The sequence below is a fragment of the Hymenobacter edaphi genome, assembly GCF_003258365.1.
GTDB lineage: Bacteria > Bacteroidota > Bacteroidia > Cytophagales > Hymenobacteraceae > Solirubrum > Solirubrum edaphi.
Genome location: NZ_QHKM01000004.1, coordinates 47,212 through 72,406, shown reverse-complemented (window position 1 = coordinate 72,406; position 25,195 = coordinate 47,212). Strand labels below are relative to the sequence as shown.

General features: G+C 64.5%; 23 protein-coding genes. 9 read left to right on the top strand and 14 right to left on the bottom strand.

Going from position 1 to position 25,195, the window contains the following annotated elements:
* Nucleotides 1-334: 334 nt before the first annotated feature.
* On the top strand, nt 335-1,222 hold the full coding sequence (locus DLM85_RS13500) for an SdiA-regulated/phytase-like domain-containing protein (protein WP_111478644.1): 888 nt from the start codon (nt 335-337) through the stop codon (nt 1,220-1,222).
* A 383-nt stretch (nt 1,223-1,605) separates the two neighbouring features.
* A complete protein-coding gene (gene fbaA, locus DLM85_RS13495) occupies nt 1,606-2,700 on the top strand; it encodes a class II fructose-bisphosphate aldolase (protein WP_111478643.1) in 1,095 nt (364 codons plus the stop codon).
* A gap of 193 nt (nt 2,701-2,893) precedes the next feature.
* Here fbaA and lgt read toward each other — a convergent pair whose 3' ends face one another.
* The 7 genes from lgt to DLM85_RS13460 form a co-directional block, all read right to left on the bottom strand.
* Nucleotides 2,894-3,796, bottom strand: a complete 903-nt coding sequence (lgt, locus tag DLM85_RS13490; protein ID WP_111478642.1) for a prolipoprotein diacylglyceryl transferase — start codon at nt 3,794-3,796, stop codon at nt 2,894-2,896.
* A gap of 122 nt (nt 3,797-3,918) precedes the next feature.
* A complete protein-coding gene (locus DLM85_RS13485) occupies nt 3,919-4,224 on the bottom strand; it encodes a hypothetical protein (protein ID WP_111478641.1) in 306 nt (101 codons plus the stop codon).
* Nucleotides 4,217-4,846 carry an RNA polymerase sigma factor gene (locus DLM85_RS13480; RefSeq protein ID WP_243635983.1) on the bottom strand — a complete coding sequence of 210 codons (630 nt, stop codon included), beginning with the start codon at nt 4,844-4,846 and terminating at the stop codon, nt 4,217-4,219. The genes DLM85_RS13485 and DLM85_RS13480 overlap by 8 nt, the downstream gene beginning before the upstream one ends.
* A 394-nt stretch (nt 4,847-5,240) precedes the next feature.
* The gene (gene nadE, locus DLM85_RS13475; protein ID WP_111478639.1) at nt 5,241-7,217 is read right to left on the bottom strand and encodes an NAD(+) synthase; all 1,977 of its coding nucleotides are present in this window, start codon (nt 7,215-7,217) and stop codon (nt 5,241-5,243) included.
* Between the two features lie 115 nt (nt 7,218-7,332).
* Nucleotides 7,333-8,082, bottom strand: a complete 750-nt coding sequence (gene rnc / locus DLM85_RS13470) for a ribonuclease III (RefSeq protein WP_111478638.1) — start codon at nt 8,080-8,082, stop codon at nt 7,333-7,335.
* A gap of 229 nt (nt 8,083-8,311) precedes the next feature.
* Nucleotides 8,312-9,562, bottom strand: coding sequence for a beta-ketoacyl-ACP synthase II (gene fabF, locus DLM85_RS13465; protein ID WP_111478637.1), 1,251 nt, complete (start codon nt 9,560-9,562; stop codon nt 8,312-8,314).
* Between the two features lie 94 nt (nt 9,563-9,656).
* A complete protein-coding gene (locus tag DLM85_RS13460; protein ID WP_059067513.1) occupies nt 9,657-9,893 on the bottom strand; it encodes an acyl carrier protein in 237 nt (78 codons plus the stop codon).
* Nucleotides 9,894-10,046: 153 nt separating this feature from the next.
* Here DLM85_RS13460 and DLM85_RS13455 point away from each other — a divergent pair, with 153 nt between their 5' ends.
* On the top strand, nt 10,047-10,475 hold the full coding sequence (locus DLM85_RS13455) for an IPExxxVDY family protein (protein ID WP_111478636.1): 429 nt from the start codon (nt 10,047-10,049) through the stop codon (nt 10,473-10,475).
* 326 nt (nt 10,476-10,801) lie between these two features.
* The gene (pyk, locus tag DLM85_RS13445; protein ID WP_111478634.1) at nt 10,802-12,241 is read left to right on the top strand and encodes a pyruvate kinase; all 1,440 of its coding nucleotides are present in this window, start codon (nt 10,802-10,804) and stop codon (nt 12,239-12,241) included.
* A gap of 202 nt (nt 12,242-12,443) precedes the next feature.
* Here the strand turns inward: pyk and rpsT are convergent, their stop codons facing one another.
* Nucleotides 12,444-12,701 carry a 30S ribosomal protein S20 gene (gene rpsT / locus DLM85_RS13440; protein ID WP_111478633.1) on the bottom strand — a complete coding sequence of 86 codons (258 nt, stop codon included), beginning with the start codon at nt 12,699-12,701 and terminating at the stop codon, nt 12,444-12,446.
* Between the two features lie 126 nt (nt 12,702-12,827).
* Nucleotides 12,828-13,463 carry a DUF4142 domain-containing protein gene (locus DLM85_RS26220; protein WP_133257049.1) on the bottom strand — a complete coding sequence of 212 codons (636 nt, stop codon included), beginning with the start codon at nt 13,461-13,463 and terminating at the stop codon, nt 12,828-12,830.
* 233 nt (nt 13,464-13,696) lie between these two features.
* Here DLM85_RS26220 and DLM85_RS13430 point away from each other — a divergent pair, with 233 nt between their 5' ends.
* Nucleotides 13,697-14,680 carry a YheT family hydrolase gene (locus tag DLM85_RS13430; RefSeq protein WP_111478631.1) on the top strand — a complete coding sequence of 328 codons (984 nt, stop codon included), beginning with the start codon at nt 13,697-13,699 and terminating at the stop codon, nt 14,678-14,680.
* A gap of 120 nt (nt 14,681-14,800) precedes the next feature.
* On the opposite strand, the gene rsmG is transcribed toward DLM85_RS13430, so the two are convergent.
* From rsmG to DLM85_RS13415, 3 genes are all read right to left on the bottom strand, one after another.
* On the bottom strand, nt 14,801-15,460 hold the full coding sequence (gene rsmG / locus DLM85_RS13425; protein WP_111478630.1) for a 16S rRNA (guanine(527)-N(7))-methyltransferase RsmG: 660 nt from the start codon (nt 15,458-15,460) through the stop codon (nt 14,801-14,803).
* A gap of 177 nt (nt 15,461-15,637) precedes the next feature.
* Entirely contained in the window at nt 15,638-16,261 is a 624-nt protein-coding gene (locus DLM85_RS13420) for an RNA polymerase sigma factor (RefSeq protein ID WP_078013685.1), read from the bottom strand.
* On the bottom strand, nt 16,252-17,391 hold the full coding sequence (locus tag DLM85_RS13415; protein WP_165822136.1) for a glycosyltransferase: 1,140 nt from the start codon (nt 17,389-17,391) through the stop codon (nt 16,252-16,254). Before DLM85_RS13415 ends, DLM85_RS13420 begins: the two co-directional genes overlap by 10 nt.
* Before the next feature lie 368 nt (nt 17,392-17,759).
* On the opposite strand from DLM85_RS13415, the gene tgt reads away from it, so the two are divergent.
* The 3 genes from tgt to DLM85_RS13400 all read left to right on the top strand — a co-directional run bounded on the left by tgt (nt 17,760) and on the right by DLM85_RS13400 (nt 21,129).
* A complete protein-coding gene (gene tgt, locus DLM85_RS13410; protein WP_111478628.1) occupies nt 17,760-18,890 on the top strand; it encodes a tRNA guanosine(34) transglycosylase Tgt in 1,131 nt (376 codons plus the stop codon).
* Between the two features lie 109 nt (nt 18,891-18,999).
* On the top strand, nt 19,000-20,079 hold the full coding sequence (locus DLM85_RS13405) for an LptF/LptG family permease (RefSeq protein WP_111478627.1): 1,080 nt from the start codon (nt 19,000-19,002) through the stop codon (nt 20,077-20,079).
* A gap of 114 nt (nt 20,080-20,193) precedes the next feature.
* Nucleotides 20,194-21,129 (top strand): DMT family transporter, encoded by a 936-nt coding sequence (locus DLM85_RS13400; protein ID WP_111478626.1) that lies wholly within the window; start codon nt 20,194-20,196, stop codon nt 21,127-21,129.
* A gap of 81 nt (nt 21,130-21,210) precedes the next feature.
* Here the strand turns inward: DLM85_RS13400 and pulA are convergent, their stop codons facing one another.
* Nucleotides 21,211-23,175, bottom strand: coding sequence for a type I pullulanase (gene pulA, locus DLM85_RS13395; RefSeq protein ID WP_207891027.1), 1,965 nt, complete (start codon nt 23,173-23,175; stop codon nt 21,211-21,213).
* Between the two features lie 151 nt (nt 23,176-23,326).
* On the bottom strand, nt 23,327-24,145 hold the full coding sequence (gene ispE, locus DLM85_RS13390) for a 4-(cytidine 5'-diphospho)-2-C-methyl-D-erythritol kinase (protein ID WP_111478624.1): 819 nt from the start codon (nt 24,143-24,145) through the stop codon (nt 23,327-23,329).
* 381 nt (nt 24,146-24,526) lie between these two features.
* Here ispE and DLM85_RS13385 point away from each other — a divergent pair, with 381 nt between their 5' ends.
* A complete protein-coding gene (locus DLM85_RS13385) occupies nt 24,527-25,195 on the top strand; it encodes a sugar transferase (protein ID WP_111478623.1) in 669 nt (222 codons plus the stop codon).

The window sequence follows — 25,195 nt, the reverse complement described above, 5'->3', positions numbered from 1 at the left end:
GCGGCGCCCGCATCCGAAACGGCCTCCGGAGCCTCCGCAGGGCCGAACATTGCTCTTGGGAACGTTCCTAACGCACTTGAGCAGGTTCCTAACCCTCACGGGAATGTCACGAAGGCTCGCGGCAACGTGTCTGCCGTTCGCGGCCGGGTGCCGGACGCTCGCGCGATGCTTTGCGGAGGCGCACGAGAACGTGCCGAACGGTCCCGGACCGGTTGCAGAAGCCCGCTGCACCGCAATTCGCGCCGCAATACGGCCCCGGTTGCCGCTTTTTCCGTATACCGTTGACCCCGGCTGTTTCGGCAGCGGGGCTTTTTTCACGGAAGTATTGGCTGATATGAATCGAATCGTTGCGGGCCTGCTGGGCCTGACTCTGCTGACTTCGGCCGCCTGCTCCGAAGCCCAAGACGGCAAGGGCAAGAAAGGCGGCGGCAAAAAGGGTGGGAAGAAAACTTCGGTAATGAACCCCATTGCCGGCCTGACCAAAGTGGGCCACATGGGCGGCGAGGTCAAGGAAAGCTCCGGCTTGGCCCTGGGCCCCGAGGCCGGCACCTTCTACACCCACGGCGACGACGGGGCCGAGCCCACGCTCTACCTCGTGCGCGAAGACGGCGGCCTGGTGAAGTCGCTGCCCGTGCCCGGCGTGCGGCAGGTCGACTGGGAATCGGTGACGGCCGACCCGCAGGGCGTGCTCTACATCGGCGACTGCGGCAACAACAACAACGACCGCCGCGACCTGACCATCTACCGCTTCGACCCGCGCCAGCCCAATGCCGCGCCGCGCAGCATCCGCTTCACCTACCCCGACCAAAAGGAATTTCCGCCCGGCAAGAAGGAGCGCAACTTCGACTGCGAGGCCTCGCTCTGGTACAACGGCGGCATTTACCTCTTCACCAAGGACCGCGGCCAGGGCAGCACCTGCAAGGTGTACCGCCTGCAGGCCGACGGCCCGGCCAAGCAAACGGCGCAGCTGCTGGGCAAAATTGCCGTGGCCGGCGAAGTCACCGACGCCGCGCTGAGCCCCGACGGCCGCACGCTGGCCCTGCTGGGCCGCGAGGAGTTGTTCCTCTGCTCCGTGTCGGGCGGCAACTTCACCCAGACCACCCCGCGCGCCGTGCGCCTGCCCGGCGCGGGCCAGACCGAAGGCGCCGTGTTTCAGGACAACAAAACACTGATGATCAGCACCGAGCAGGGTAACCTGTACCGCTACCAGATCGGTCAGTAAGAAGCTGTATAACAGAACGGTCATTCTGAGCACAGCGAACCGAAGGAAGGCGAGGCCAAGCACCTTACTCGCACCCTGCACCAACCCCGAAGCGCAGCTACCAACGCCCTTTTGTCCGGGCACGGCGGCTGCGCTTCTGCATTCAGCAAGCCGCTGTATTTCGTTGACAGTTAACTGTAGCGCGGGCTGAAGCCCGCGTCCGCCCGAACAAAACCGCTCTGGTGGACGCGGGCTGAAGCCCGCGCTACGCTCGCCAGCCGGCCTTTGCGCGCGGCGAATGGTACCGTAGCCCGATTTCGTTGGGACCGGCGCCGTTCGCCGCTTACTTTTGCTAATCCCTTGACCCCGCCGCCCCCGGGCGGTTCTTTTCCCTTCTTTTCAATATGAGCAGCACTGCCGTTTCCACTTTGCGCGCCGGCGTCCTCTTCGGCGACGAGGTACAACAACTGTTTGACTACGCCAAGGAGCAAGGCTTCGCCCTGCCCGCCGTCAACGTCACCGGCACCGACACGGTGAACGGCGTGCTCGAAGCCGCCCGCGACCTGAACTCGCCCGTCATCATTCAGTTCTCGAACGGTGGGGCCCAGTTCTTCGCCGGCAAAGGCGTGCCAAACGACAAGCAGCAGGCCAGCATTGCCGGCGCCATTTCGGGCGCCCAGCACGTGCACCTGATGGCTGAGCTGTACGGCGTGCCCGTCATCCTGCACACCGACCACGCCGCCAAAAAGCTCCTGCCCTGGATCGACGGCCTGCTCGAAGCCGGCGAGAAGCACTTCGCCCAGTACGGCCGCCCGCTCTACAGCTCGCACATGATTGACCTCTCCGAGGAGCCCATCGAGGAGAACATCGACATCTGCAAGGAGTACCTGGCGCGCATGGACAAAATCGGCATGACGCTGGAAATCGAGCTGGGCGTGACCGGCGGCGAGGAAGACGGCGTGGACAACTCCGACGTTGACTCGGCCCGCCTCTACACCCAGCCCTCGGAAGTGGCCTACGCCTACGAGGAGCTGCTGAAAATCAGCCCGCGCTTCACCATCGCGGCCGCGTTCGGCAACGTGCACGGCGTGTACAAGCCCGGCAACGTGAAGCTGCAGCCCGTCATCCTGAAAAACTCGCAGGAGTACGTGCGCGAGAAGTACAACCTGGAGGCCGAGCGCCCGATCAACTTCGTGTTCCACGGCGGCTCGGGCTCGTCGCAGGAGGAAATCCGCGAGGCCATCAGCTACGGCGCCATCAAAATGAACATCGACACCGACCTGCAGTGGGCGTTCTGGGACGGCATCAAGAACTTCTACAAGAAGAACGAAGGCTTCCTGCAGGGCCAGATCGGCAACCCTACCGGCGAAGACTCGCCCAACAAGAAGTACTACGACCCGCGCGTGTGGCTGCGCGAAGGCGAAAAGACCTTCGTGACGCGCCTGAAGCAGGCCTTCGAAGACCTGAACGCCGTGAACCGTCGGCCTTCGGCCGAGTAGTCAACGCAAAAAGAACGTCATGCAGAGGCGCAGCCGAAGCATCTCGCCGGATAGTAATTTTCTCGTTGAACGATGACTTTACTATCTGGCGTCAGCACGCGAGATGCTTCGCTGCGCTCTGCATGACGTTCTGTAATGGTCCATAAAAAAAGCCCGCTGGAGCAATCCAGCGGGCTTTTTTGTGGCCTAATAATTAGCGTTTCATCTGCACCGGCAGCGGCTGCTTGGGCGTGGCTTCCAGGCCCAGGTCGCGGGGGGCGTCCTCGGGGCGGCCCGGGCGGCGGCCGGCGGTCAGCAGCACCCAGATGCCCACGAACACCAGCGGAATGCTGAGCACCTGGCCCATGTTCAGCGGGGCCAGCGCCCAGGTGCTTTCGAAGCCCTCCTGGTTTTCCTTCAGGAACTCGACCAGGAAGCGGAAGGAGAAGAGCAGCGTGACGAACAGGCCGAACAGGTAGCCGCGGGGCGTATTGGCCTTCCAGCGGTTCCAGAGGCTATAGAGGAGCACGAAGAGGAACACGCAAAACAGCGCCTCGTAGATCTGCGTGGGGTGGTGCAGCTCGTTGGGCACGTTGGTCATTTCGTGGTGAATCTCGTTGTAGCGCACGAATTTGAACGCCCACGGCACGTCGGTCTGCTTGCCGATAATTTCCGAGTTCATCAGGTTGCCCAGGCGGATGCACATACCCCCGGTGGCCACCACGATAACGATGCGGTCCAAGACCCAGAGGTAGTCGAACTTATTGTTGCGCGCAAACAGCCAGGTGGCCAGCAAAATGCCCAGCGTGGCGCCGTGACTGGCCAGCCCGCCCTCCCAGATCTTGAAGATGTCGATGAAGTGCTCCGACGTCAGGTAATAATCGGGGTCGTAGAAGAGCACGTGGCCCAGGCGGGCGCCCAGCACCGTGCCGATGAGCATGTACACGGTAATCACATCTACCCAGCGCGGCGACACTTTCTCCGACTTGTAGATGTGGGTGAGAATAAACGAGCCGATGATGAAGCCGGCCGCGAACAGCAGGCCGTACCAGCGCAGCGTCAGCGGGCCGAGTTGGGCCAGGATGGGCGAAACGTCCCAGGTGATGTAAGCGAGCATAGAAGCGAGGGCGCTAGGAGAGGAATCAAAGGTACTCAGACATTCGGCTTGCCGAATGCCCAGGGGTGGCGGGCTCGTTCTCGGGCGGAATCAGCCCGGCAGACGTGAGCGGCATAGGTGGTTCAGCCCTGGGGCACCGCCGACGGCAGCGGGCTGCCAGGGGCTTCATTTTGCGGCGCAGCACCGGCTGCCGAAGGGAGGGCGGCACTGTCGCCGCTGAGCGCCATGCCTAGCAAGCCCAGCATGACGGCATAAGCGGGCCGGCGCAGCCAGGCCGGCAACCAAGGCTGGGCAGCCGCGTCGTCGAGCCGGGCCCGCACCCGGCCGTAGAAGAACGGGCGGGGCTGGGCGGACGGTTGGGCGCGCCACTGCCGCAGCAGGTCTTCCCATTCCTCATCGGCGCCGGGGCGAAGAGACGAATTAGACATGGCGGAACGAGGGTTGAAGGTGTTTGCGGAGCGTCTGGCGGGCGCGGAACAGCAAGGATTCCACGGCCGGAACGGTGGTCTGCAGGACGGCGGCTATTTCCTCGTAGCTGAGTTCCTGCTCGTGGCGCAGCGTAAAGGCCACCTGCTGCTGGTCGGGCAGGCGGGCAATGTGGTCGAGCAGCAACTGCAGCTGCTGCTTCCCTTCCAGCCGGGCCTGCGGGTGCGCGTGGTCGGGCAGCTCGTGCAGCACGTGGTTGTCGAAGCCCAGCAGGCTGGTGAAGTAGGCAAAGCGTTTTTTGGCCCGGGCCCGCCGGCGGTGCTTCAGGGCCCGCGAGGTGGCCAGCCGGTACAGCCAGGTGCTCAAGGCCGCGTCGCCCCGGAAGCGCCCGATGGTTTGGTACACCTCCACGAACACCTCCTGCGCCACGTCCTCCGCTTCTTCCGCCGACCGCAGCAAGGCCAGCACCGTGCGGTACACGCGGTTCTGGTAGCGTTCCACCAAGGTGCGAAACGCCGCCTCGCTGCCCTGCTGCAGCTGCGCCAGCAGCTCGGCCTCGGCAGCCGCCACCGCGGGGCGGGCGGCCTGCGGCTCCGGAACAGCGGATAAGGGCAGTGAACACACCAAGGGAATCGGGAGCTGAGAGGAAAGCGGAGCAGGCACGCAGTCGGCAGGCTTCGGCGCACTTACCGGGCTTGCCATGGCTTAGGCTCCATCCGTGCCCAAAACTTGCGCCGCCGGCTCGGTCATTTTACAAACCATTGGCTGACAGCACAATTATTTACAAAACGACCGAACCGGCGCCGCTAGGCGGAGTGGACCGCCAACAACACGAACGTCCTGCGAAGCTGGTCGAAGCCACTCTGCCAACCGGTTTCGGGCGACTAAAGCAGCAGGGATGCTTGGCTACGCCTTCCTGCGGTTCGGCAAGCGGACGCTGGATGAGCAGAACGGCCTGGCAAGGCTCATAAAGCCTTGTCTGCTCACGGTCTACGGCCCCTAAATGGAGCGTGTCCGCTTACAGCGCGTTCAGCTCGGCCGCGAAGCCCCCGCTCAGGATGGGGAAGCGCAGCCAGGAGCGCGGGTCCAGGTTGTAGTCGTCGAGGTGGAAGGAGGGCGCGTACCGCTCGCGCTTCCACTGGTTGCGGCTCCAGAGCGAGTAGAAGCGCCGCACGTACACTTTCAGCTGCTCCGCGTCGGCGTCTTCCAGCTCGCCTTCCAGCCGGGCCAGCACCTGCCGGGGGCTCAGCCGCTCGTAAAAGGCCAGCCGCTCGATGCGGTTGAGCAGCGGGTAGGGCATCAGGTCCCGCTCGTCGGTCTGCTTGTCTTCCAGGGGCCGCAGCTCGGCCGTAGGCTGCAGGTTGTTGACGCGGTGCAGGCCGGGGTAGTTCAGCTCCGTCTCGGCCCATACCAACCACTGCTTCACGAAAGCTTTGTCGACGCCGGCAATGGGCGAGATGCTGCCGGCCGTGTCGCCGTCCATGGTGCAGTAGCCCACGGCGGCTTCGCTCCGGTTGGAGGTGGTGATGAGCAGGCAGTTGAGCACGTTGGCCAGCATCCAGATACTGGGGGCGCGCACCCGGGCCTGAATGTTCTGCAGCGTCAGGTCGTCGGTCTGCCAGCTCAGCGGCCGGCCCAGTGCGTGCTCGATCTTGCCGGTGTAGCCCTTCACCTCCTGGTCAATGTCCCAGCTAAAGAACACCGCGCCGGTATCATCGGCCAGCTCCTGGGCCGAGAGGTAGGTGTCGTCGGAGGAGTTGACGGTGCCCTGGTAGGCGCAGGTGAGCAGGCGGCGGGTAAGCTGCTGGTTGAGGGTGCGCTGCTCGTTGCCGGTGGTCTGGGCGCCGGGGTGCGAGGCGCCCTGCACGCGGCCGGCGTCGGTTTCCCTGGCTGGTTCCTGCACCGGGCCACCGGGTAGCTGCCGGTACTCCACCGCAAAGCGGATTTCATCCTCGGTGTAGGCCCCGGCCTTGCGCATGAAGCCCTCCACGCCCAGCTCAGCCACGCCCAGGCGCACCAGCTCGGCCACGCCCACGGCGCACATGCAGGAGTCGGCCCCGCCGCTCAGGCTGAGCACGAAGCCCTTGCTGCGGGCCTTGCGCAGGTAGTCGAACAGGGCCAGGCTCAGGGCCTGGTTCAGCTCGCGGTACTCGTCGGGCGTGGGCAGCGGGGCAATATCCTGGGTGACGGGCGGCTCCTGCTGGAAATCCACGTCGGCAAATTCCAGGTCCACGTCCTTGTAGCTCAGCAGCTGGTTGCGTTTGAGCAGCTCCCCGTTGCGGGCAATGAGGATTTCGCCGTCGTAGGTGATGCGGCCGGCCTCGTTGCCGAGCAGGTTGGCGTACAGATACGTCACCTGGTAGTCGCGGGAGGCCTTGAGCACCAGCTGGTAGCGCACGTCGGTCTTGCTCATGGCGAAGTGCGAGGCCGAGGGGTTTACGATAAGCTGCACGCCGCGCTGCTTGAGGCGGCCGGCGGGCCGGTCCTGGGCCGGGCGCCAAGCATCCTCGCAGATTTCAAAGCCGAAGGTGACGCCCTGGTGCTCAAAGGTCAGGTCGCCGATGGTGTAGGTTTCGCCCGCGAAGTCGAAGGTTTCGATGGTGCCGGCGCGCCAGGAGGTGAAAAAGCGCGGCTCGTAGTGCACTCCGTCGTTGGCCAGCCACTGCTTGGCCGCGAAGCCCAGAATCTGCCGGTTGCGGATAACGCAGGCCGTGTTGTAGGTGCGGCCCTGCAGGCGCACGGGCAGGCCCACGCACACCGCCATGTTGGGGTCGGTGCAGCACTGGCGCACCGTCTGCAGGTGTTCCAGGGCGGTTTCGCTCAGCCAGTCGTGCAAGAACAGATCCTCGCAGCCGTAGCCCGTCAGGCACAGCTCGGGCAGGCACAGCAGCTCCACCTGGGCGTCTTTGGCCTGCTGAATGGCCTCGCGGATGGTGCGCAGGTTGTTTTCCCAATCAATCGGAGTCTGGTTCAGGGCGGCGCCGGCAAGTCGCATAAGCAGGGGGCAGGGTGGTTGGTAAATCGTCCTGCAAGTAACTCGAAACGGCGGATTCGGGTTGTGCCCCGCTACCGTCTCCCCTATTCGCCGGCGTGCCGCCGGCAGGCGCCGCCTACACCCCCAGCGCCACCAACGCCCGCTCGGCCGCCTGCTGCTCGGCCTGCTTCTTCGACAGGCCCATGCCCGTGGCCACGGCTTCCTCGTCAATCATCACCGTGGCCGAAAACTCCATCACGCCGCCGGTGCGCTGCTCCCCGTTCAGCTCGTAGCGCACGGCCTTGCCGTGGCGCTGCGCCCACTCGATGAGCTTGCTCTTGAAGTTGGCCGTGGTCGAAGTCAGCGCCTTCACGTCCACGTAGGGCCGAATCAGGCGCTTGAGCACGAACTGCCGGGCCTGCTCGTAGCCGTGGTCGAGGTACACCGCGCCCACCAGCGCCTCCAGCGCGTTGCCGTTGACGGAGCGCGAGCGGGCCGAGCGGCTCTGGCCGGGGTCGAGCTGCACCAGCGCGTCGAGCCCCAGCTTCAGGGCCAGTTGGTTCATGCTTTCCCGGTTCACGATGCGCGAGCGGATTTCCGTCAGGAAGCCCTCCGGCTCGTAGGGGTACTTCAGGAACAGGTACTCAGCCACCACCGCGCCGAGCACGGCGTCGCCTAAGAACTCCAGCCGCTCGTTCGACAGGTGGCGCGTCTGGCCCTGCTGCCGCACCAGGGAGGCGTGCGTGAAGGCCAGTCGGTACAGGCGCACGTTATCGGGCGTCTTGCCCGTCACGGAGGCAATAGCCTGCCGGAACTGCCGGTCGTGGCCGAGCAGCCGGCGAAAAATTCCGAACAGCGGAAGCGTACGTCCGCTACGGGTTGGCATAAGCGAAAGGGTTGGTACTGAGTAAAGCGGGCGGCGGAACCCGCCCCGGTGTGGACCGGCGGCTTAAAGAACGTCATGCTGAGCCCGTCGAAGCATCTCTACCGCTGCGTTGAAGCAAATCAAACTGGCAGAGATGCTTCGACGGGCTCAGCATGACAGGGGTTTTCGGATGTGCCCACCGGGCTCAGCATGATGGGTTTAGGTCATCAGCCGGCCCGGTGTCCAGCCTTTAGTCGCGCAGCTTGCCGAACACCACCGAAGTGTTGTGCCCGCCGAAGCCGAAGGTATTGCTCAGGGCCACGTTCACCTCGCGCTTCTGGGCCTGGTTGAACGTGAAGTTCAGCCGGGCGTCCAGCTCCGGGTCGTCGGTGAAGTGGTTGATGGTCGGGGGCACCACGCCGTGCTGAATGGCCAGGATGCTGGCCAGTGCCTCGATGCCGCCCGCGCCGCCCAGCAGGTGACCGGTCATGCTCTTGGTCGAGCTGATGTTGAGGCGGTAGGCCTCGTCGCCGAACACTTTCTGGATGGCCTTCACCTCGGCCCCGTCGCCCAGCGGGGTGCTGGTGCCGTGGGTGTTGATGTAGTCCACGTCGGCCGCCGTGATGCCCGCGTCGCGCAGCGCGTTCTGCATTACCAGCACCACGCCGTTGCCGTCGGGGTCGGGCGCAGTGATGTGGTAGGCGTCGGACGACAAACCGCCGCCGAGCAGCTCGGCGTAAATCTTGGCGCCGCGGGCCTTGGCGTGCTCGTACTCTTCCAGGATCAGCGCGCCGGCGCCCTCCCCCAGCACAAAGCCGTCCCGCTCCTTGTCGTAGGGCCGCGAAGCCAGCTCGGGCGCGTCGTTCCGCTCGCTCATGGCCTTGATGGCGTTGAAGCCCCCCACGCCCGCTTCCGTAATGGCCGCCTCCGAGCCGCCGGTCACAATCACATCGGCCATGTTCAGGCGGATGTAGTTGAAGGCGGCGATGATGGAGTCGGACGACGAGGCGCAGGCCGAGGTCGTGACGAAGTTCGGCCCGCGGAAGCCGTGCTTGATGCTGATGTTGCCCGACGAGGAGTCGGCAATCATCTTCGGAATGAAGAACGGGTTGAAGCGCGGCGTGCCGTCGCCCCGCCCGAAGGCAATGCACTCCTCCTGAAAGGTGCGCAGCCCGCCGATGCCCGAGCCCCAGATAACGCCCACGCGGTCCTTGTCGACGCCTTCCAGCAGGCCGGCGTCGGCAATGGCCTGGTCGCTGGCAATGACGGCGAACTGCGTGAACAGGTCCATCTTGCGGCCTTCCTTGCGTTCGAAGTAGTCGTCGGGATTGTAGCCCTTCACTTCGCAGGCAAAGCGGGTTTTGAACTTGCTGGCGTCGAAACGGGTGATGGGGGCGGCCCCACTCACGCCGCGTGACAAACCGTCCCAGTATTCGGCAACCGTTTTGCCGAGCGGGGTGATGGCTCCGAGACCAGTAACAACAACTCTCCGTAGCGCCATAAAAGAGGTGCGAAGGGGTAAAAACGGGGAAAAAGAAAACGGCCGGCACGAGCCGGCCGGCAAAGCGGTTCTGCTTTAGCTAAGTAAAGATGCCTTATTTGGCGTGCTCTTCGAGGTAAGCAATGGCTTGGCCCACGGTGCCGATGTTCTCAGCCTGGTCGTCGGGGATGCTCACGTTGAACTCTTTTTCGAACTCCATAATCAGCTCAACCGTGTCCAGCGAGTCAGCGCCGAGGTCGTTGGTGAAGCTGGCCTCCGGGGTCACTTCCGACGGCTCTACGCCCAGCTTGTCAACGATGATGCTTTTTACTTTTTCTGCGATTTCAGACATTTCCGTGGGGTTTAAAGAAAACTCGGGCACAAATAACACCATCTTCCTCAACATTATCAAACCGGACGGTTGCATTTGCCCCGGCGCGGGCGCTGGTCTTGCCCCCGCAAGTGCGTAGTTTTACGCCCGTTGGACCTGATTCTGTGCTGCGCTATGAAAACCCTGACCCTCGATTGCGACTACGATTGTGACTTCGACCTGTTCGGCGTAGTGTCGTCGAGCCGGGACCATAAGCTGGCCTGGACGCTGAATCGGGCCCTGCGCCTGCGTTTGGTGAAGCAGCAGGACTTGATTTACGACTTGCTCACCCGCGGCCGCCTCGTCATCAGTAATTACCTGCACGCCACCGAAACGGCCACGCTGCGCCTGCTGCGCAACCGCTCGGTGGACCCGTCGCCCCTGAAAAAACCGTTTCTGGCGCCCGATATTAAGGAGTATGACTACCTGATTCAGGTGCAAAACGGCACCGGCGCGCTCGACGCCGACCAACTCTTGGAGCAGCTTACGGCCCTGCCCGAGGTGCAGTACGCCTGCCGCTTCGACCCAAATACGCTTAAGTTCAAAGAAAACTTGCTCTTTTAGGGCCGCAAACCCTCCGTGGCTTCGGCCGCGGCGTAGCCGAAGGACCTTATCACGCTCGAACGACGCTTCCCACCGTCATTTCGCGCGCAGCCGGAGTCTCTCGCGTACCTGCTTCAGTATCAGCTCAAGCCGGCTTCTCCCCCACGGAGCCGGCTTGAGCCGGGAAGCGCATGTACCGCCGAAACCCCGCCTGCTCCGCATTGACGGCTGGAACTGCCCGTTCCGCGTAATAAGGTCCTTCGGCTGCGCCTCGCCCAACCACATAAAAAAACTCCGCAACTAATTTTGTTGCTTCCCGCTCTGCAGCACAATTCCCCATTGAATACATGGAAAATCGTCCCTCCTTCAACAAAACCAAAATTGTCGCCACCGTCGGGCCGGCTTCCAACACGTACGAAAAGCTGGGTATGCTCATCCGCGAAGGCGTGGATGTGTTTCGCCTCAATTTCTCCCACGGCGCCCACGAAGAACACCTGAACGTGATTAACCTGGTGCGCCGCCTCAACAAGGACATGCGCACCCACGTGGGCCTGCTGCAGGACTTGCAGGGCCCCAAAATCCGCCTCGGCGAGGTGGAAGGCGGCTCGTTTGAAATCAAGGCCGGGGAGCAGATTACGCTGGTGTGCGGCGAAAAAGAAATCAGCCGGCCCGGCCGCATCAGCACCATTTACCTGGGCCTGGCGCGCGACGTGAAAGCCGGCGACATGATTCTGATCGACGACGGCAAGATCGAGCTGCGCGTCATCAGCACCGACCGCGAGAAGGAAGTGCTCTGCGAGGTGATTTACGGCGGGCTGGTGAAGCCGCGCAAGGGCATCAACCTGCCCGACTCCGATGTGTCGGCCCCGTCGATGACCGAAAAGGACATCGAAGACCTGCGGTTCGGCCTCGAAAACGACGTAGACTGGATTGCGCTGTCGTTTGCCCGCCGCGGCGAGGACATTCGCTTCATCAAGCAGATCATTGCCGAAAGCGGCAAGCACGCCAAGGTGGTGGCCAAAATCGAGACGCCGGAAGGGCTGAAAAACCTCGACGACATCATTGCCCTCACCGACGCCATCATGGTGGCCCGCGGCGACCTGGGCGTGGAAGTGAAGATGGAAGAGGTGCCGATGGCCCAGAAGATGATCATCGAGAAGTGCAACAAGGCCGGCAAGCCGGTGATTGTGGCCACGCAGATGATGGAGAGCATGATTACGGCCCCGCGCCCGACGCGCGCCGAAACCAGCGACGTGGCCAACGCCGTCATCGACGGAGCCGACGCGGTGATGCTCTCGGCCGAAACCGCCGTGGGCGCCTACCCCGCCGAAGTGATTCGCTCGATGGTGGGCACGATTCAGAGCGTGGAGTCGCGCCGCGAGTCGCTCTACCACCGCTGGCACGCCATCACGCCGGAGTCGCCCACCTTCATGGTCGACAGCGTGCTGTCGGCGGCCTGCCACATGGCCAAGAACACCGGCGCCAAGGCCATTACCGGCATGACGCACCGCGGCTACACGGCCTTCCAGATTGCCAAGTACCGCCCCAAGGCCAACATCTTCATCTTCACCGACAACCGCAACCTGCTCACCACACTAAGCCTGATCTGGGGCGTGCGCGGCTTCTACTACGACCGGATGGTGAGCACCGACAGCTCGGTGTCGGACATCAAGTACATCCTCTCCACTACCGGCAACCTGGACAAGGGCGACGTGTTCATTAACACCGCCTCCATGCCCATCGGCGAGAAGGGCAAGACCAACATGATCAAGCTGAGCGTGGCCTAAGCCGCTCGACTTGCCAAGCAAAAAGCCCGCGCTGCCGTTGCAGCGCGGGCTTTTTGCTTGGCGAATCTGCGCAATCTGCGTGGCTTGGAACGCATTTCATCAGTTGATAATAAGCGCATCCTATGGTCGCGCCAAAACGCACGAAGGCCCCGCGCCGGTAGCGCGGGGCCTTCATCAAGAACTCGACTAAACTCTCGGCTGCTTAGGCGGCCAGCGAGTTTACGTACTTGGTCAGGCTGGACTTGTTGTTGGCAGCCTTGTTCTTGTGGATGATGTTCTTCTTGGCCAGACGGTCAAGCATCGAAGATACTTTCTTCAGCAGCTCCTGGGCTTCCGAAGCGTCGGTAGTGGCGCGCAGCTTCTTAACGGCCGTGCGGGTCGATTTGTGCTGGTAACGGTTCAACACGCGCTTGGCTTCGTTCGAGCGGATGCGCTTCAGAGCCGACTTATGATTTGCCATGTTTTGAAAAGCGGGAAAACAGAGGTTCTGTCGAGGTTCCTAGTCAATTGGGTTGGCAAAGGTAGTGACTCACTCCGAAAATAGCAAACCCGTTGACGAAGAATTGCCTTGCCGGCGTCGGCCGCCCTAATCCACCTGCTTTTCCAGGGCGTTGGCCTCGGCGAGGTGGGTGCGCAGCGTGGGCAGCATTTTGGCGGCGAAGGCCTGCACCGCCGCGTTTTCGGCCTTCTTCTCCTTGGCCTCGAACATGACAATGTCCAGCTTGTGCGCCGTTTCCATCACGTCCAAGTACCGCTCGTCGAAGGCGCGGCCCGCTTTGTCCTTGAGCCGGTCGATGAGCTGCTGGTGCATGGGCATGATGGCCACCGAGGGCTTCACGTCGAGCTGGGCGTTGACGGCGCTCAGCTCCTGCCCGGCGGCCGTGTGCTGATCCACCATCATTTGCCCGAATTGCTTCACGGCGTCGGTGCTGCCCTGCTGGGCGGCCAGCGTGCCGAGCTGCACTTCCATCTCGTTGCTGCTGGCCACGGTGAGCAGAAACTCGGCGTCGGAGAAGCCGCGCAGCGCGTCGGCGGTGGTCGGGTTCATGGTTTCGGGCGTGCCCGGGTCGTAGGCGCCGAGCACCTCGGAGCTGCCGGGCGGGCGGCTGACGGCCGCTTCGGCCCGGGCCGCGGAGGCCTGTTCGGTTTCGGGATTGGTGCTGGTGCAGGCGGCGCTCAGCAGCAGGCTGGCGGTCAGGAGTCCGAGGGAGGCCCTTTTCATGGGTGCAATGGCGTTGGTCAGCTGGTACATACGCCGTTCCGGCCGGGCTTGTTAGCAGCTAAGGGGGCGGGCCCTGCCCTTTTGCCTCGCAATGCCGCCCGGCCCGGCAACTTTGCCGGGCCCGGGCGGGTTTTAGCCGTGAGTGCGTACCCGCCGGCAAGTAGTATGCATGCCGAAAATAGTGCGTATCTTCCCTAAGCTTCGTTCCGCTTCCGCTTAACCCTTTCGCCGCTATGCCGCTCGTCACCGACTCCCGCTACCGGCCGCCCTTCTACCTCTTCAACGGCCACCTGCAAACCATCGTGCCCAGCCTGCTGCGCGAGGTGCCCGAGGTGCAGTACCAGCGCCAGCGCGTGGAAACCACCGATGGCGACTTTCTCGACCTCGACTGGGCCCGCACCGAGCACCTGACCGATACGCTGGGCATCATCTCGCACGGCCTCGAAGGCGACGCCGGCCGGCCTTACGTGCGCGGCATGGCCCGGGCGCTCAACCAGGCCGGCATCGACGCGCTGGCCTGGAACTACCGCAGCTGCAGCGGCGAGCCCAACCGCCTGCTGCGCGCCTACCACCTCGGCGACACCGACGACCTGCACTTCGTGGTGCAGGAGGCCCTGCGCACCGGCCGTTACCGCCGCATCTTTCTGACGGGCTTCTCGGCCGGCGGCAACATGACCCTGAAATACCTCGGCGAAGATGCCCAGCGCGTACCTGCGGAGGTAGAGCGCGCCGCCGTGTTTTCGGTGCCCACGGACCTGAAAGCCGGTTCCATGCACATTTCGCGGCTGGAAAACCGCATCTACCTGAACCGCTTTCTGAAGACGCTGCGCGAGAAAATCCGGCGGAAAGCGGAGTTGCTGCCCGGGCAGCTGAGCGTGGAGGGCCTGGAGGAGCTTAGCGACTTTCCGCAGTTCGACGACCGGTACACGGCCCCGCTGCACGGCTTCAAGTCGGCCGACGAATACTACGAGCGCAGCAGCTCCGGCCGTTACCTGGCCGGTATCGGCGTGCCAACGCTCATCGTCAACGCCCAGAACGACCCGTTTCTGCCGCCGGCCTGCTTTCCGCGCGCCGCGGCCGAAAGCAGCTCCTACGTGTTTCTGGAAACGCCCGAGGAAGGCGGCCACGTGGGCTTTGCCGAAGGCCTGCCCTCCGACGGGCAGTACTACTCGGAGCGGCGGGCGGTGGAGTTTCTGACGGCCGAGGTACCGGCCTGAGGCCGCGTCGTTAGCGTCGTAGCGCGAAGCTCCGCTTCGCGTATCCAGAACGGCCCCGTGGTCTATCCGTCAACGACAACCGGCCGGAATACGCGAAGCGGACGGCGCTAACGGCGCGTTTTACACGTTGCCCGTGCGCTTGCCGCGGGCCAGGGCGTTGTTGGCGGGCACGAAGACGACTTTTTTCGTCTCGAAGAATTCCTCGCGGAAAAAGTCGCTGAGGTCGGTGACGGTGGCGACGAGGCCGGATTCGGCAATTTCCTCGCTCAGGTCGCCGCCCTTGAGGTAGTACAGGCCGTGGGTGGGGCTGGCCGTGGCGGTGGCGGTGTAGCGCTGGGTAATCCAGGGGTGAAAGTTGGCCAGGCGCGTCACGGCGCGGCTCACCACGAAGTCGAATTTCTGTCGCACCTGCTCGGCCCGGATCTGTTCGGCCGTCACGTTGTGCAGCTTCAGGGCGTGGGCCATGTCCTGCACGGCCTTGATTTTCTTACCGATGCTGTCGATAAGGTGAAACTCGACCTCCGGGAACAGGATGGCCAGTGGCAGGCCGGGCAGGCCGCCGCCAGTGCCCACGTCGAGCACCGAGCTGCCACTGGGGAACTGCACCACCTTGGCAATGGCGGCGGAGTGCAGGAAGTGGCGCTCGGCCAGGTTATCCACGTCGGTGCGGGCAATGAGGTTGACGCGCTCATTCCAGCCGCGGAATTCGTGGTCGAGCTGCTCAAACTGCTCGCGCTGCCGCGGCGTGAGGTCGGGGAAGTAGCGGAAGAGGATTTCCATCGTGCGGGCAAAGGTACTGTAGCGCGAAGTTTCACTTCGCGTATTGTTGAACGACGCCGCCCGGACGTCAACAACGATACGGGAAGTGAAACTTCGCGCTACAAACAACGACGCCCCGCCGGGGTGGGCGGGGCGTCGGCAATCAGCCATTTAGCGGTTTGGCCATTCAGCCAGTTACTAGATGATTTCCTTTTTGTTTTTCACCATGTCATAGAGCAGCTCCCGGGCGCGGTGCAGCTGGGCTTTAACGGTGCCGAGGGGAGCTTTCAGCTCCTGGGCAATTTCCTCGTAGCTCAGCTCATCGAAGTAGCGCAGGGTGACGAGGCGCTGGTACTTATCGGGCAGCCGCGATACCACGTGCTGCATGATTTCGATTTTCTGGTTTTTGATGGCCGACTCGGCCGGGTTCAGGTTGTTGTCGCGGAAATCAATGGTGATTTCGTCGCCGTTGTCAATCTTGATGGCCGAGTCGATGGACATCGTCTTGATTTTATTCTTGCGAATAAAGTCAATGCAGTTGTTGGTGGCAATGCGGAACAGCCAGGTACTGAAGGCGTACTCGGGGTTGAACTTGTGCAGGTTGCGGAAAGCCTTGGCGAAGGCCTCGATGGTGAGGTCTTCGGCGTCGTCGGGGTTGCGCACCATCTTCAAGACCACGTGGTACACGGGCTTCTTGTAGATCTGCATCAGCTCAGCGTAGGCCTTTTCGTCGCCTTTTTCGACGGCGGAGCGAATGAGCTTGAAGTCGTGCTTGGCCTTGGCCGAGAACTGCTTCTGGAGGTCCTGATTATTTACTTCCATCGGGAGGGGTTGCGGTAGAGCACTAACGAGGCTGTCAGGAGAGAGTAGGCAAAAAAATACCCCGCGTCCAGCACCGGAATCAGCCACCAGGGCTGCCGGTCGTGGAGGCGGCGGCTGGCCTGCGCGTACGTAGCAACTACGGTCGAGGTTCGGACGCCCCATACGGCCGCCAGTGCTACCCACTCAGGTTCAGGCACTACAAATGCCGCCAGAGTTCCAATATAAAACAAGCCGTTAGCTAAGATAAAGGTTCCAATCCGAACCCGGTCGGAAAACCGGTAGCGCGGGCCGGCCGACATATGCCGGCGCTTCTGCCGCCACCACTGGCCCCAGGTGCCCGGGGCGTGGCTGATGGTCTGGGCCTCGGCCGCGGTAACGACGCTGGTGCGGCGGCCCAGCTGCACCGCGTCCTGCACCAGCAGGTCGTCGTCGCCGCTCAGGCGGCGGATGTGCGAGGCGAAGCCCTTGGTGGCCATAAACGTGGCCTTGGTGTAGGCCAGGTTGCGGCCCACGCCCATGTAGGGCTGCCCGCGCTCGGCGAAGCTAAGGTATTGCAGGCCGGAGAGCAGCGTCTCGAAGCGCACCAGCTTATTCAGCAGGCCCTCGGCTTCGGCGTAGGGGCCGTAGCCGAGCACGATATCGGCGCCGCCGTCGAAGCCGCGGGCCATGTGACGCAGCCACTGGTTGGAGGCGGGCTGGCAGTCGGCGTCGGTGAAGAGCAGGTAGGGGTAGCGGGCGACTTTGATGCCGAGCGTGAGGGCGTATTTCTTGGGCGCAATGCCCTCGGGCGTGCTGGCTATGGTGACCAGGCGCACGTTGGGGTAGTACTGGGTGAGCTGCTGGGTGTAGAGGCCGGTGTCGTCGTCGGAGCGGTCGTCGATGAGCACGACTTCAAACTGGGCGTAGTCCTGCTGCAGCAGCTCGGGCATGAGGTAGCGCAGCTGCTCCAGGGCGTTGCGGGCGGCCACGACGATGGACACCGGGTGCGCCTGCTCGTGGGCGGGGGCCGGCTCGGCGGTTTCGGCCGGGCGGCGCAGGGCGAAGGGCCAGAAGTAATACGCGGCGTACACTAGCTGCACCAGTACGCTGAGCACGAGCAGCCAGGAAACGGGCGAAAGGTGAAAGGGCAAGGCGGGTACAGCTGAATTCGGCCCGCAAAGGTAGCCCGCGGATGGCAGTGATGCGTCGCTGATGCCGTTGATATTAGGCGGACGGGTGACGGTCCACCGCCCATCGTGGCGAGCGAAGCGCGGCAATCGGTCCGGGCCGGAGGGTAAACGGCCCAACTGGCACCACCCGAAAACCGCTCCGCGTGAAACGACAGACGCGAGGCTTCGGGCGGGGCGGTCTGGGTCGGCGGCACCTTGTCCGGGACCGATTGCTTTGCGTTGCCCGCAAGGACGGCCGGTGAACCGTCGCCCGTCCACGATCCGCGCAATGAGCGACGCATCACTGCCATCCGCGGGCTACCTTTGCGGCTTGTTTGGCCCCGCTTCGCATGAAATTCGACCTTCTCGCCCACGACCCGCAGAGCAAAGCCCGCGCGGGCGTGCTCACTACCGACCACGGCACGATTCAGACGCCCATTTTTATGCCCGTGGGCACGGCGGGCTCGGTGAAGGCCGTGCACCAGCGCGAGGTAAAGGATGACGTGCAGGCCCAGATCATCCTCGGCAACACCTACCACCTGTACCTGCGCCCCGGCCTCGACACCTTGCAGAAAGCCGGCGGCCTGCACAAGTTCAACGGCTGGGACCGGCCCATCCTTACTGACTCGGGCGGCTATCAGGTGTACTCTTTGAGCAACACGCGCAAGATCAAGGAGGAGGGCGTCAAGTTCCGCTCCCACATCGACGGCTCGCAGCACCTCTTCACGCCCGAGGGCGTGATGGACATTCAGCGCGTCATCGGGGCCGACATCGTTATGGCCTTCGACGAGTGCACGCCCTGGCCCTGCGAGTACGAGTACGCCCGCAAGTCCCTGGACATGACGCACCGCTGGCTGAAGCGCTGCATCCAGCGCATCGACGAGACGGAGCCGCTCTACGGCTACGAGCAGCAGCTGTTTCCCATCGTGCAGGGCAGCACCTTCAAGGACCTGCGGGTGAAATCGGCGGAGTTTATTGCCGAGCAGGGCCGGGCCGGCAACGCCATCGGGGGGCTGAGCGTGGGCGAGCCGGCCGAGCTGATGTACGAGATGACCGAAATCTGCTGCGACATCCTGCCCCGCGACAAGCCGCGCTACCTGATGGGCGTGGGCACGCCGGCCAACATCCTGGAAAACATTGCCCTGGGCGTGGACATGTTCGACTGCGTGCTGCCCACCCGCAACGCTCGCAACGGCATGCTCTTCACCACGCAGGGCATCATCAACATCAAGAACAAGAAGTGGGAGCAGGACTTTTCGCCCATCGACGCCGAACTCGGCGGCTACGTGAGCACGTTCTACTCCAAGTCGTACGTGCGGCACCTGTTCCACGCCAGCGAGTATTTGGCGGGCATGGCGGCCTCGGTGCACAACCTCACCTTCTACCTTTGGCTGGTGCGCTCGGCCCGGGAGCAAATCCTGGCCGGTACCTTCCGCGAGTGGAAGGAGCGCATGGTGAAGCAGCTGATGGTACGTTTGTAGGTTCGTTTTTCGTTGTTGGTTCTTCGTTTTTCGTTTCCCCAACAACTGCCAACGAAACTGGCCAGTTATCAACTGAGCCGAAAAACGAGAAACGAATAACGAAAAACGAATGCTCCGCCTCCTCGATAAATACGTCCTCGGCAAGCTGCTCACCACCTTCTTTTTCACGGTGGTGGTGCTGGTGATGGTTATCTGCGTGATTGACTTCACGGAGAAAAACGACGACTTCATCAAGCACGACCTGGGCGCGTGGAAGATTATTTCGGAGTACTACCTGAACCTCTTCCCCTACTACGCCAACCTGCTCAGCCCCATTACCGTGTTCATTGCCACGGTGCTGGTGACGGCCCGGCTGGCGGCGCGCACCGAAATTGTGGCCATTCTGGCCAGCGGGGTGAGCTTTCGGCGGTTTCTGCTGCCCTACGTAATGGGCGGCGTGCTCATCGGCGGGGCCATTTTCGGGCTGATCGGCTGGGTGATTCCGCTGGCCAACAAGCCGCGCGTGGCCTTCGAGCGGAAGTACGTGAAGAACCCCTACCACTTTCAGGGGCGCAACGTGCACATCCGCATCGGCCCGAACAACTACGCCTACCTGGAAAGCTACGACAACTCGGCCAACGTGGGCTACCGCTTCGCCATCGAAACCATCGAGGGCACCCTGCTCAAGCGGCGCATGCAGGCCGAGGCCATCAGCTGGGACACCACCAAGAAGGTGTGGCGCCTGACGCAGCAGACGGTGCGCACCATTCGCAACGGCAAGGAAACGCTGCGCACCTACCCCGCCCGCGACACGACGCTGAACCTCTACCCCAAGGATTTCGCCAGCACTTTCAAGCTGCAGGAGACGATGACCACCCCCGAGCTGAACGCGTTCATCCGGGAGAAAATCAACCGCGGCGCCGACGACACCGAAATCTACCTGGTGGAGAAATACGAGCGGTACGCCTACCCCTTCGCCATCGTCATTCTCACCGTCATCGGCGTGATTATGAGTGCCCGCAAGTCGCGCAACGGCGTGGGCGGGCAGATTGCGCTGGGCTTCGTGCTGGCGTTTATCTACATCGGCTTCGTCATCCTGAGCCGCAACCTGGCCCTGGTGGGCGATATGAACCCCATGCTGGCCGCCTGGGTGCCCAATATTGTCTTCAGCACCATCGGGCTGATTTTGTACCGCTTCGTTCCGCGCTAAGTGGTGAGATAGTGAGGTGGTGAACTGGTGAGTGTCGTTCTGAATGCGCGAAATGCGCTGTTCCGGCCTCCCAACCATCAAACTCACCAGTTCACCACCTCACCATCTCACCACATGCTCAAAGACTACCTCCGCCTCCACTTCATTGTGTTTTTGTGGGGCTTCACGGCCATTCTGGGCAAGCTGATTTCGCTGCCGCCGGTGGAGCTGGTGTTTTACCGCACGCTCATTGCCTCGGTGGGGCTGATCGGGCTGCTGGTGCTGCGCGGGCTGCCCTGGCGCGTGCCCACGGGGCAGGCCCTGCGGCTGCTGGGGGTGGGCGCGCTGGTGGCCGCGCACTGGATTACCTTCTTCCTGGCGGCGCGGCTCTCGTCGGTGAGCGTGTGTTTGGCGGGCATGGCCACGCTGGCGCTGTGGACCTCCTTGCTCGAGCCCCTGCTGCTGCGCAAGCGGTTTCAACCCTACGAAATCCTGCTCGGGCTGCTGGCCATGGTGGGGCTGTACCTGGTGTCGCAGGCCGAGTTCGACCAGCTGCTGGGCCTAGGCGTGGCCATTCTGTCGGCGGGGCTGAGCGCCCTCTTCAGCGTGCTCAATGCCCGGCTCATCAAGGACCACCCGCCGCTGCGCCTCACGCTCTACGAAATGGCCGGGGCCTGCCTGAGCATCATGGTGTTTCTGATTGCCCGCCCGGCCTTCGGCGGCCCGCTGCCCAGCCTCGACCCCACCCCCGCCGACTGGCTGTGGCTGCTGCTGCTGGCCGGCGTGTGCACGGTGTACGCCTTCTCGGCCTCGGTGGAGCTGATGAAGCGCCTTTCGGCCTTTGCCGTGAACCTGACCATCAACCTGGAGCCCGTCTACGGCATCGTGCTGGCCGTGCTGATGTACTGGCTGGCGGTGCCCGGCTTCGGGCAGGAGCGCCTGTCGTTGGGCTTCTACGCAGGTACCTTCATTATCCTGCTCAGCGTACTCATTCACCCGCTGCTGAACCAGTGGCAGCTGCGCCGCCGCAAGCCCACGGCGGATGAGGCCGTGAGCCTGGTGGAACGGTAAGCCTACGTCGAAACCCAAAACCGCCGCGCCGGCTCCCGTTTGGAAGCCCGGCGCGGCGGTTTTTCGTAGCAGTAACTGCCTTTACTGCACCAGAATCAGCGCCGAGCTGGCCGGCACCGTTAGCGGCTGCTGCGCCTGATCCAGCTTCTCCAGGCCCTGCTCGTTGACGTCGAGGCCGCGCAAGACCACGGTGTAGCGGCCGGCGGGGACGGGCACGCGGGCGGGGGCGCGGTTGCCGTTGAACACCACCACGATGTTGTCCCACTTGTCGCCGCCGGCGTGGCCGCGCAGGCGGTAGGCAATGGTGCCGGCGGGCACATCGGGCAGAAACTCCAGGTGGCGGGCCACCAGCGCCTGCGTGGGCAGCCGGAAGGCCGGGTGCGCCCGGCGCAGGGCTATCAGGCCCCGGTAGAAGGCGAAGACCGGCGCGTAACGGGCTTTGCGCGCCCAGTCGATTTGATTGATGGAATCGGGCAGGTTGTAGGAGTTGTGCGCGCCGCCCTTGGTGCGCAAAAACTCGTCGCCAACGGGCAGGAAGGGCACGCCCTGCGAAGTGAAGACAATGGCGTTGCTGAGCGCGTCCATGCGCATTAGCTCCTCCTCGCTGGCGCCGGGGTTGGCGGCGCGCAGCTTGTCCCAGAGCACCATGTCGTCGTGGCAGGCCACGTAGTTGATGCTCTGGCTGGGCGCGGCGGCCCAAGGCGCGTGGCTGTAGTTGACCCGGGCGTAGTCGAGCTGGGGGTGGCGGGTGGCGCCCACGATGCCAAATTTCACGCTTTCCTCCAGCCCCGGCCGGCCGCTGGCAAAGCCCGGCTCGGTCTGGCGGGCGTAGTGGCCCTTCACCCCGTCGCGCAGCTCGTCGCCGAACGCGGCCACGCCGGGCACCTGGGCCACGTTGGCCTTCACGGCGCGCTGGGCTTCGGGCAGCGGACTAGCCCCGGCCGTCCACCCCTCGCCGTAGACGAAGATGCTCGGGTCCTGCTGGTCGAGGGCCGCGCGCACTTGGCGCATGGTTTCCAGGTCGAGGATGCCCATCAGGTCGAAGCGGAAGCCGTCGACGTGGTAGTGCCGCGCCCAGTACGCCACCGATTCCACAATGAGCTTGCGCACCATGGGCCGCTCCGAGGCCACTTCGTTGCCGCAGGCGGCGGCGTCGGAGAGGCGGCCGTCGGCGGTGTGGCGGTAGTAGTAGCCGGGCACCAGCTGCTCGAAGCTGGAGCGGCGGGCGTCGGCGGTGTGGTTGTAGACCACGTCGAGCACCACGCGCAGCCGCTGGCGGTGCAGGGCCTGCACCAGCTGCTTTAGCTCCACGATGCGGGCCGCCGGCGCGGCGGCCTCGGTGGCGTAGCTGCCCTCGGGCACGGTGTAGTGCAGCGGGTCGTAGCCCCAGTTGTAGCGCGGGCCGGGCTGGCTCTCGTCGAGCGAGGCGAAGTCGTTGGTCGGCAGCAGGTGTACGTGGGTCAGGCCCAGCTCCGCGAGGTGGTCGAGGCCGGTTTTGACGCCCTGCGGACCGCGCGTGCCCGTTTCGGTGAAGCCCAGAAACTTCCCTTTGTGCCGCACGCCCGCCGTTGGGCTCATCGACAGGTCGCGCACGTGCACTTCCCCGATAACCACGTCGGTGGGCTGGGCCAGGGCCGGGCGCTGGTCCTGCGCCCACCCGGCGGGCGTGGCGGCCGCGGCATCGAGCAGGGCGCCGCGCTGCCCGTTCAGGCCCACGGCGTGCACGTACGGGTCGGCCACTTCGGCCCGCGCCTGCCCGGCTATGGTGGCCTGCACGGTGTAGAAGCCGGTGGCGCCCGCCGGCAGGGTGTAGGTCCAGGTGCCGCCCTCGGCTTTCTGCATGGCGTGCGTGGCCCGGGGCAGGCCGCCGGTGCCCGCCTCGTAGAGGCGCAGGGTGAGCTGCTCGGCCGTGGGCGCCCACACGCGCAGCTTGGCTTGCTTGCCGGCGTAGGTCAGGCCCAAATCAGAGCCGGTGTAAGTGGGGTAGCGGGCGTAGTCGGCCTCGGTTTGGGCCAGGGCGGCAGACGAGGCAACGAATAGCAGCACAAGCAGCGGAAAACGGAAAGGCATAAGAAAAGAATAAACCCCGGGGGCTGTCACCCGGAGGCGTGAAGGGCTGGGTGGTGTCGGATAATGCCTTTTTTGCGCAGGTCATCCGGCTGCGCCGCCGATTAGCCGCCGGGAAGCCCGGCGGCCTTTACAGCTGCCCGTCCCACACCAGGTACTCCGCCGGCAGCGCCATAGTCGGCGGCTGCGCCAGCCCCGGCCACAGCCCGAACACCGCTGAGCCCGAGCCCGAGAGGCTGGCGTAGGCCGCTCCAGCCGCGTACAGCTGCGCCTTCAGCTCGCCCAGCAGCGGATACTTCGGCGCCAGCGAGGCTTCGAAGTCGTTGACCACCGTCTCGCGCCAGCTTTCCACCGGGCCGGCCAGAGCCGCGCGCAGCTCGTGGGCGGGAGCCTTGGGCGTCACGCCGGCATAAGCCTCGGCGGTGCTGATGTGCAGGTTGGGGTAGATGACCTTGCAGGCCGCCCCGCGCAGCTGCGGCAGGGGCAGCGGCTGCAGCTCGTCGCCGCGGCCCCGGGCCAGGGCGGGCTCGTTGCGGATGAAAAAGGCGCAGTCGGAGCCCAGGCGGCGGGCGTAGGCTTCCAGCTGCTCGTCGGTCAGCTGCAGCTGCAGCACGGTGTTGAGGGCCCGCAGGGCGAAGGCGGCATCGGCCGAGCCCCCGCCCAGGCCCGCGCCGATGGGCACCACCTTGTGCAGGTGCAGGTGCACGGGCGGCACCTCGGGAAAATCGGCTTGCAGCAGCTCGTAGGCCCGGCGGCAGAGGTTGGTGGCCGGGTCGCCGGGGATGGGGCGGCCGGTGAGCGTGAGCGTGGTTTCGGCGGCCGGCAGCACTTCCAGCGCGTCGCACCAGGGCAGCGGCAGCATCACGGTTTCGAGGGTGTGGAAGCCGTCGGGGCGGCGCTCCGTGATGTGCAGTCCGAGGTTGAGCTTGGCGTTGGGGAAGACGAGCATGGGCGCAAAGAACGGCACTGCGCGGCCACCGCGCCAGTCCGCAGCGGCGGACCACCCGCGTGCGGTACGCCGCCGCCGCCGCGCGGTTCCGGGCCGCCGCGTGGCTCCGCACCGCACCCTCGCGGCTTCGAAGCGCAACTTCCCGGTTTCGAGCCGCAACCTCGCAGTCTACCAATGCGGGGTTGCGGCTTCTAACCGCAGCCTTGCGCCCTGGAACGGCAACTTCGCGGCCAACAGCCGCAACCTCGCGGTTCAGAAGCGCAACTTTCCGGCCCGGTACCGCAGGGTTGCGCCTTCCGACCGCAGCCTCGCGCTTGTGAGCCGCAAGCTCGCGGCTGTGGACCGCGCGGCCTAACTTGCGGCGCCCTGTGTCGGCCTGCCATGCCCTTCTCCCCTGCCCCGTCTGCCCCGCCCCGCACCTGGTACCTGCGCCGGGGCAAGCGCGCCTTCGACGTGCTGCTGGCGCTGCCGCTGCTGCTGCTGGCGCTACCCGTGCTGGCCGGGGCGGCGCTGTTGCTGTGGCTGCAGCCGGGGCAGCGCGGGGTGCTGTTTCGGCAGCCGCGGCCGGGCCTGCACGGCCGCATTTTCACGCTCTACAAGCTGCAGACCATGACCGAGGCCCGCGACGCCGCCGGCCAGCTGCTGCCCGATGCCCAGCGCCTCACCCGCCTCGGCCGCGGGCTGCGCGCCACCTCCCTCGACGAGCTGCCCCAGCTCTGGAACGTGCTGCGCGGCGACCTGAGCCTGGTCGGGCCCCGGCCCCTGCTGGTCGAGTACCTGCCGCTGTACTCGCCCGCGCAGGCCCGGCGCCACGCGCTGCGGCCCGGCATTACGGGCTGGGCGCAGGTAAACGGGCGCAACGCCATCAGCTGGGAGCAGAAGTTCGACTACGACCTGTGGTACGTGGCGCACGCGTCGTTTGCGCTGGATTTACGTATTCTCGCCTTGACGGCGGCCCGCGTGCTCGGCGCCCGCGGCATCAGCGCCCCCGGCCAGGCCACCACCGAGGCCTTCCGCGGCAGCCCGCCGCCGTCGTCTTCTTCCGAGTAG